The 7,700-nt window shown below is 69.1% G+C and carries 5 protein-coding genes; all 5 read right to left on the bottom strand.

Features of this window, described 5'->3' with window-relative positions; genetic code table 11:
* Window positions 1-65 precede the first annotated feature (65 nt).
* The 5 genes from ABT130_RS31230 to kdpF are packed head-to-tail and all read right to left on the bottom strand — an operon-like array spanning window position 66 to window position 7,441.
* Window positions 66-2,630, bottom strand: a complete 2,565-nt coding sequence (locus ABT130_RS31230) for a DUF4118 domain-containing protein (RefSeq protein ID WP_350961387.1) — start codon at window positions 2,628-2,630, stop codon at window positions 66-68.
* A gap of 49 nt (window positions 2,631-2,679) precedes the next feature.
* Window positions 2,680-3,531 carry a potassium-transporting ATPase subunit C gene (locus tag ABT130_RS31225; RefSeq protein WP_502992230.1) on the bottom strand — a complete coding sequence of 284 codons (852 nt, stop codon included), beginning with the start codon at window positions 3,529-3,531 and terminating at the stop codon, window positions 2,680-2,682.
* Window positions 3,532-3,540: 9 nt separating this feature from the next.
* Window positions 3,541-5,691 (bottom strand): potassium-transporting ATPase subunit KdpB, encoded by a 2,151-nt coding sequence (gene kdpB, locus ABT130_RS31220; protein ID WP_350961385.1) that lies wholly within the window; start codon window positions 5,689-5,691, stop codon window positions 3,541-3,543.
* Window positions 5,691-7,352, bottom strand: coding sequence for a potassium-transporting ATPase subunit KdpA (kdpA, locus tag ABT130_RS31215; protein WP_350930107.1), 1,662 nt, complete (start codon window positions 7,350-7,352; stop codon window positions 5,691-5,693). Before kdpA ends, kdpB begins: the two co-directional genes overlap by 1 nt.
* Window positions 7,352-7,441, bottom strand: coding sequence for a K(+)-transporting ATPase subunit F (gene kdpF, locus ABT130_RS31210; protein ID WP_350961382.1), 90 nt, complete (start codon window positions 7,439-7,441; stop codon window positions 7,352-7,354). The genes kdpA and kdpF overlap by 1 nt, the downstream gene beginning before the upstream one ends.
* Window positions 7,442-7,700 lie beyond the last annotated feature (259 nt).

Below are 7,700 nucleotides of genomic sequence, written 5' to 3'. Positions count from 1 at the left end.
CGGGGGCGGGGCCCCCCGCCCGGGCGGGGGGCGGCCCGCACGGCCCTCGGCGATCGGGACCCGGGTCACATGCCCTCCTCGGCGAGGTGCACCCGCGAGTCCGGGGAGACGGGAAGCGTCAGGATCATGGTGAGACCGCCCCCGGGCGTCTCATCAGGAAGCAGCGTGCCGCCCATCGCCTCGGCGAGCCCCCGGGAGAGCGCGAGGCCCAGGCCGACACCGGTGTGGTTGTCGCGGTCGCCGAGCCGCTGGAAGGGCATGAAGATCCGGTCGTAGGCCTCGGACGGTATGCCCGTGCCGCGGTCGACGACGCGGATCTCCACGTGGTCGCCGTGCCTGCTGGCCGTGACGAGGACCTTCATGTCCTCGGGGCTGTAGCGGACGGCGTTCGACATGAGGTTGACCAGGATGCGTTCCAGCAGAACCTGGTCGGCGACGACCTCGGGCAGCTCGGCGGAGACGTCACCCTCGATCCGCCGGGACAGCTCGCCGAGATCGTCGATGGCGCGTGGCACGACCTCCTCCAGCGCGGTCGCCTCCAGCGCCACCCCGAGCACCCCCGCCTGCAGCCGGCTCATGTCGAGCAGGTTGGCGACCAGACGGTCCAGCTTGGCCAGGGACTCGTCGGCGGTGGCGAGCAACTCCGCCCTGTCCTCGGGGGACCAGTCGACGTCGGTGGCTCGCAGGCCCTCCACGGCAGCCCTGGCCGAGGCGAGCGGGGTGCGCAGATCGTGGCTGACCGCGGCGAGCAGCGCGGTACGCATCCTGTCGGCCTCGGCCAGCGGCCTGACCTGCTCCGCCTCCTCCTCCAGCCGGTCCTGCCGCAGGGCCACGGCCGCCTCGGCGGCGAAAGCCTCCAGCACCCGCCGGTCGGAGGCCTCGAGCAGCCTGCCCCGTACGGCGAGGACGAGCCGCTCGTCGATGACCACGTCGGTGTCCGCGGCGCCGGGCGAGGTGCAGGGCACGTCGACGCCGGCGGCGGCGACGATCCGCCATGCCTCGGGGTCGGCCTGGTCCTCGGGCACCGGCTCTCCGGTACGTTCCAGCAGGGTGACCGAGGACAGGCCGAAGGTCTCCCTCAGCCGGGCGAGCAGCGAGGCGAGCACGTGCTCGCCGCGGAGCACGTGTCCCGCCAGAGTGGAGAGGATCTCCGCGTCGGCACGGGCGCGGGCCGCCTCCCTGGTCCTGCGGGCGGCGAGGTCGACGACGGCGCTCACCATGACGGCCACCAGCACGTAGACGCTCAGCGCGAACAGATTCTCCGGGTCCGCGATGGTGAAGCCGGCGAGCGGCTCCGTGAAGAAGTAGTTGAGCAGCAGGAAGCCGAACACGGCCGCGGTGACGGCCGGCCACATGCCGCCCACCAGGGCGACCACGATCACCGTGAGCAGGAAGAGCAGTATGTCGCTCGGCAGGTTCACCCCGTCGCGGAGCAGGTGCAGCCCCAGGGCCAGGACCGGCAGCCCGAGCATCGCGATGACCCAGCCGGCCACCCGCCTGGGGCGGGTCAGCGCGGTCCGCGACGGGGCTCGGTCGCGCCCTTTCTTCATCTCCTCGTGGGTGACCATGTGAACGTCTATGGACCCCGACTGCGCGATCGTGGTCACCCCGACCCCCCGGGAGAGGATCTGGGCGAACCTGCCGCGCCGGGACGCTCCCAGCACCAGCTGGGTGGCGTTGACGCCGCGCGCGAAGTCGAGCAGTGCGCGCGGGATGTCGTCGCCGACGACCTGGTGGTAGGTGCCGCCCAGGTCCTCCACCAGCGTGCGCTGGCGGACCATGCTCGCCGGATCCACTCCGGCCAGCGCGTCGGCGCGCGTGACGTGCACGGCCAGCAGGTCGGCTCCCTTGCTCCTGGCCGCGACCCTGGCGGCCCGGCGCACCAGCGTGTCGCCTTCCGGGCCGCCGGTCAGCGCGACCACGACGCGCTCCCGCGCCTCCCAGGTGCCGGAGATGCCGTGCTCGGCGCGGTAGCGGTCGAGCTGCTCGTCGACCTTGCCCGCGACCCAGAGCAGGGCCAGCTCGCGCAGTGCGGTCAGGTTGCCGACCCTGAAGTAGTTCGACAGCGCCGCGTCGACCTTCTCCGGCGCGTAGACGTTGCCGTGCGCCATCCGGCGGCGCAGTGCCTCCGGGGCCATGTCCACCAGCTCCACCTGGTCGGCTCGGCGCACCACCTCGTCGGGCATCGTCTCGCGCTGGACCACCCCGGTGATCTCCTCGACCACGTCGTTGAGCGACTCCAGGTGCTGGATGTTGACCGTGGAGATGACGTCGATGCCCGCGTCGAGGATCTCCTCGATGTCCTGCCAGCGCTTGCTGTTGCGCGAGCCGGGCACGTTGGTGTGGGCCAGCTCGTCGATCAGCGCGACCTTGGGTCTCCTGGCGATGACGGCGTCCACGTCGAGCTCGGTGAACGTGCATCCACGGTGGCCCATGCTCCTGCGCGGGACGATCTCCAGGCCCTCGAGCAGTTCCGCGGTACGGGGACGGCCGTGGGTCTCGACGAAGCCCACGACCACGTCGGTGCCTCTCATGAGGCGGCGGTGGCCCTCGGAGAGCATCATGTAGGTCTTGCCGACCCCCGGGGCGGCTCCGAGGTAGATGCGCAGCCGCCCCCGTCTCTGGTTCATCACATCTCCTTGAGTGTGGAGACCCCGGTCCCCGGCACCGGGGCGGAGGTCAACCTCTGTCGAGCGCCAGGTTGAGCGCGAGGACGTTCACCGCGGGTTCGCCCATGAAACCGAGGGTGCGGCCCGTGGTGTTCTCCGCGATCAGCTGCCTGACCCTCTCCACGGGCACTCCGCGCTCCCTGGCCACGCGGGCCGCCTGGAGTTCGGCGTAGGCGACCGAGATGTCCGGGTCAAGGCCGGAGCCACTGGCGGTGACCGCGTCGGCGGGCACGACCGCCCGGACCGTCGTGCCGCGGACCGGAACGGTGCGGCCGGCCGCGTAGCTCTCGCCGGGTCTATCGCACTCGACCCTGACACCACGGTACTCGGCGACGAACGGGGACGCGGGGCAGGCCTGGTTGACGCTGACGGCCCTGGTCGGGGTGCCGACCGCCGGGAAGACCTTCAACACGGCGCCGACGCCGTCGGGCGTGCAGTACGGCCGGGCACCGCTGACGCCCTCCAGTTCCCCGATGGCCCTGGAGCGGGCACAGACCTGGGTGAGCAGGCTCCGCCTGCCCTCGCCGCCCCTGGCACCCGGAACGGGCAGGACGTCCACGATGTCCTCGGGTCCCAGGTTGCTCGCGGCGGTGGAGAGCATGTCGTAGCCGTCGCCGGCCACGGACGGCCGGCTCTGGAAGTACCTCCCGACGGGCCTGCCCGCGGCGTCCGTGAAGTTCTGGCCGACGAGCGCGCTGCCCACCGCCCTTCCGTCCTTCTTCACGAGGGAACCGTTGGCCCCGTCGTTGAAGGCGACCTGGGCGATGCCGGTGACCACCAGCGGGTAGAGGACACCGGTGAGCAGGGTCAGGACGAGCAGCGTGCGGAGCGCGGCGAGGTATCTGTGCATCCAGATGGGCATGTGTTTCATTTACGACATCCCCGGAAGGAGGTGGATGAGAAGGTCTATCAGCTTGATGCCGATGAAGGGCGCGATGATGCCGCCCAGACCGTATACGCAGAGGTTGCGGCTGAGCAGCTTCGACGCGCTGGAGGGGCGGTAACGCACCCCCCGCAGGGCGAGCGGGATCAGCGCCACGATGATGATCGCGTTGAAGACGACCGCGGACAGGATCGCCGACTGCGGGCTGGCCAGACGCATGATGTTCAGCGCGTCCAGGCCGGGATAGACCGCCGCGAACATCGCGGGAATGATCGCGAAGTACTTGGCGATGTCGTTGGCGATCGAGAACGTGGTCAGCGCGCCGCGGGTGATGAGCAGCTGCTTGCCGATCTCGACGATCTCGATGAGCTTGGTCGGGTTGGAGTCGAGGTCGACCATGTTGCCGGCCTCCTTGGCGGCCGACGTGCCGGTGTTCATCGCCACCCCGACGTCGGCCTGCGCGAGCGCGGGCGCGTCGTTGGTACCGTCACCGGTCATCGCGACCAGCCGGCCGCCCTCCTGCTCCGACCTGATCAGCGCGAGCTTGTCCTCGGGAGTCGCCTCGGCCAGGAAGTCGTCCACTCCCGCCTCGTTGGCGATGGCCCCGGCCGTCAGCGGGTTGTCACCGGTGATCATGACGGTGCGGATGCCCATCCGGCGCATCTCGTCGAACCGCTCGCGCATGCCCTGCTTGACGACGTCCTTGAGATGAATGACCCCCAGCACCCGCGCCTTACCGTCGGCGATCTCGCCGACGACCAGCGGGGTGCCGCCCGAGGCCGAGATGCCGTCGACCAGGTGGCCGACCTCCTCGGTCGCGCGGCCGCCGTTCTCGCGTATCCACTTCATGACGGCCGTCGCCGCGCCCTTACGCACCTGCCGGCCGTCGACGTTGACCCCCGACATGCGGGTCTGGGCGGTGAATTCCACCCACTCGGCGTGAGCGAGCTCGCCTGGCTGACGTTCGCGCAGGCCGTACGCCTGCTTGGCGTAGACCACGATCGAGCGGCCCTCAGGCGTCTCGTCGGCGAGGCTCGCAAGCTGCGCGGCGGCGGCCAGGTCGTCGGCGGAGATCCCCGAGGCGGGCTGGAACTCCGATGCCTGCCTGTTGCCCAGCGTGATCGTGCCGGTCTTGTCGAGTAGCAGGGTGCTGACGTCTCCTGCCGCCTCGACCGCACGGCCGGACATGGCCAGGACGTTGCGCTGGACCAGCCGGTCCATGCCCGCGATACCGATGGCCGACAGCAGCGCGCCGATCGTGGTCGGGATGAGGCAGACCAGCAGCGAGACCAGCACGATGCCGGTGACACCGTCGCCCGTCAGGGCGAGAGAGTCGGCGATGCCGGGGTTGACGTTCTTGGCATAGATCGCCATCGGCTGCATGGTGACGGTGGCGACCAGAAAGATGATCGTCAAAGCGGCCAGCAGGATGTTCAGCGCGATCTCGTTGGGCGTCTTCTGCCGGTCGGCACCCTCGACCAGGGCGATCATCCGGTCGATGAAGCTCTCGCCCGGCTTCTGGGTGATGCGGACGATGATCCGGTCGGACAACACCCTGGTGCCGCCGGTCACCGCCGAGCGGTCACCACCCGATTCGCGGATCACGGGTGCGGACTCGCCGGTGATGGCCGACTCGTCCACCGAGGCGATGCCCTCGATCACGTCACCGTCGCCGGGGATGATCTCCCCGGCTTCGACGATCACGTGATCGCCCTGCTTGAGCTCCGGCGCGCCGACGGTGTCCCACGAGGACACGTTCGCGCCCGGCGCCCAACCGGAGAGGCGGCGGGCGGTGGTGTCGCGCTTGGCGGCACGGAGCGTGGCGGCCTGCGCCTTTCCGCGGCCCTCCGCGACGGCCTCGGCGAGGTTGGCGAAGACCACCGTCAGCCACAGCCAGACGGCGATGGCCCAGGCGAAGAACGACGACTCGCTGGTGGCGGCGAGGACCGTGGTGGCCAGCGCGCCGATCTCCACGATCAGCATCACCGGGTTGCGCCACAGCGAGACCGGGTTCAGCTTCTTCAACGCGTCGGGCAGTGACCTGATCAACTGCTTGGGGTCGAGCAGACCACCGCCGACCCTGCCGTTCTTCTGCGGCGTCGGCGCCTGTCCCGGCGCCTCGAGCACTGGGGTGGACATCAGCTGATTCCTTCTGCGAGCGGGCCCAGCGCCAGGGCCGGGAGGAAGGTCAGGGCGACCAGGATGATCGTGACGCCGACCACCATGCCGACGAACTGCGGCCGGTGGGTGGGCAGTGTGCCTGCGGACTCGGGAACCGGGGCCTGCCTGGCCAGCGATCCGGCCAGGGCCAGCACGAAGATGATCGGCAGGAAGCGGCCGAGCACCATGCACAGGCCGAGCGCCACGTCGTACCACGGCGTGTTGACGGTGACGCCGCCGAACGCGGAGCCGTTGTTGTTCGAGGCGCTGGTGAAGGCGTAGAGGATCTCGGAGAACCCGTGTGGGCCGCTGTTCAGCATGGCCGCCAGACCCGCTTCGTTGCCCATGGCGACAGCCGTACCGACGAGCACGAGGATCGGGGTGACCAGGAAGTACATCGAGGCCAGCTTGATCTCGCGGGCGCCGATCTTCTTGCCCAGGTATTCGGGGGTACGGCCGACCATGAGCCCGGCCACGAAGACCGTGATCACGGCCAGCACGAGCATGCCGTACAGGCCCGCTCCCACGCCGCCGGGCGCGACCTCGCCCAGCATCATGTTGAACAGCGTCATCATGCCGCCGAGCGGGGTGTAGGAGTCGTGGAAGGAGTTGACCGCGCCGGTGCTCGTGAGAGTCGTCGCCGCGGCGAACGTCGCGGAGTTGGAGACGCCGAACCTGACGTCCTTGCCCTCCATCGCCGAGCCGACGGCCTGCGGCACGGTGGCGTTGGCGCCCAGCTCGAAGACGTTGGTCAGCGCGACACTGGTGATGGCGATGGTCGCCATCACGGCGAGGATCGCGTAACCCTGCCTGACCTGGCCGACCAGCTTGCCGAAGGTGCGCGGCATGGCGAACGGGATGAGCAGGATCAGGAAGATCTCGAACCAGTTGGTCCAGCTGGTGGCGTTCTCGAACGGGTGCGCCGAGTTGGTGTTGTAGAAGCCGCCGCCGTTGGTGCCGAGCTCCTTGATGACCTCCTGGCTGGCCACCGGACCGCCGGTGATCGACTGGGTGCCGCCGGCCAGGGTGCTCAGCTCATGCGGGGAGGAGAGGTTCTGCACCAGACCGCCGGCCACCAGCACCAGCGCGCCGACGAAGGCGATGGGCAGCAGGATACGGACCGTGCCGCGCACCAGGTCGACCCAGAAGTTGCCGATGGTGTCAGCCCGGTTGCGGGCGAAGCCGCGCACCAGCGCGATCGCCACCGCCATGCCGACAGAGGCGGACACGAAGTTCTGTACGGCCAGCGCGGCCATCTGCACCAGGTGGCCCATGGTGGACTCACCCGAGTAGGCCTGCCAGTTGGTGTTGGTGACGAAGCTGATCGCGGTGTTCCATGCGATGTGGTCGGGCACCGGGTCGAAGCCGAGTGACAACCACAACTTGTCCTGCAAGCGCTGCATGCCGTACACGAACAGGATCGACACGACGGAGAACGCCAGCACACTGCGGGCGTAAACACCCCACCGCTGCTCGGCGTCCGGGCGGACGCCGAGCAGGCGGTAGATGCCGCGCTCGACAACGTTGTGCCTGACGCCCGAGTACACGCGGTACATGTAGTCGCCGAGCGGCCTGTGCGTCAGCGCGAGGGCGATGATGAGGGATGCGACGAAAATGATCCCGGCTGCTGTCGTACTCACTAGAACCGCTCCGGGAACAGCAGGGCCGCGACCATGAAGATCACCAGACCGACGGCCATCACAAGGCCGACGGCGTTGATGGCGCTCACAGGCGCTCCACCGCCTTGACGACGAACCCGAAGATCACGAACAACGCGATCGTCAGGGCGACGAAGATGACGTCGGCCATCCCCACTCCTCTAATCCGAATGTTTGCTCTTCTAACACCCATAGAAAAGCGGGATATTTGGGAGATTTTGCCGTCCTTAACGCATTTCATACGCCCGCAGGCCGACTGTTGACACCTTCTTGACGGCACGGCGGAAACGGCGCACAGGAGTGCCTGCGACGCCACCTCGACCGGCAGGA

The organism is Streptosporangium sp. NPDC001681 (genome assembly GCF_040298085.1).
GTDB lineage: Bacteria > Actinomycetota > Actinomycetes > Streptosporangiales > Streptosporangiaceae > Streptosporangium.
This window is presented reverse-complemented; position numbering and strand designations above follow the sequence as displayed.

Excerpts from the sequence above, each read along its gene's own strand:
- ABT130_RS31230 (WP_350961387.1), bottom strand. The coding sequence starts at position 2,630 with ATGAACCAGAGACGGGGGCGGCTGCGCATCTACCTCGGAGCCGCCCCG.
- kdpB (WP_350961385.1), bottom strand. The coding sequence starts at position 5,691 with ATGTCCACCCCAGTGCTCGAGGCGCCGGGACAGGCGCCGACGCCGCAG.
- ABT130_RS31225 (WP_502992230.1), bottom strand. The coding sequence starts at position 3,531 with ATGCCCATCTGGATGCACAGATACCTCGCCGCGCTCCGCACGCTGCTC.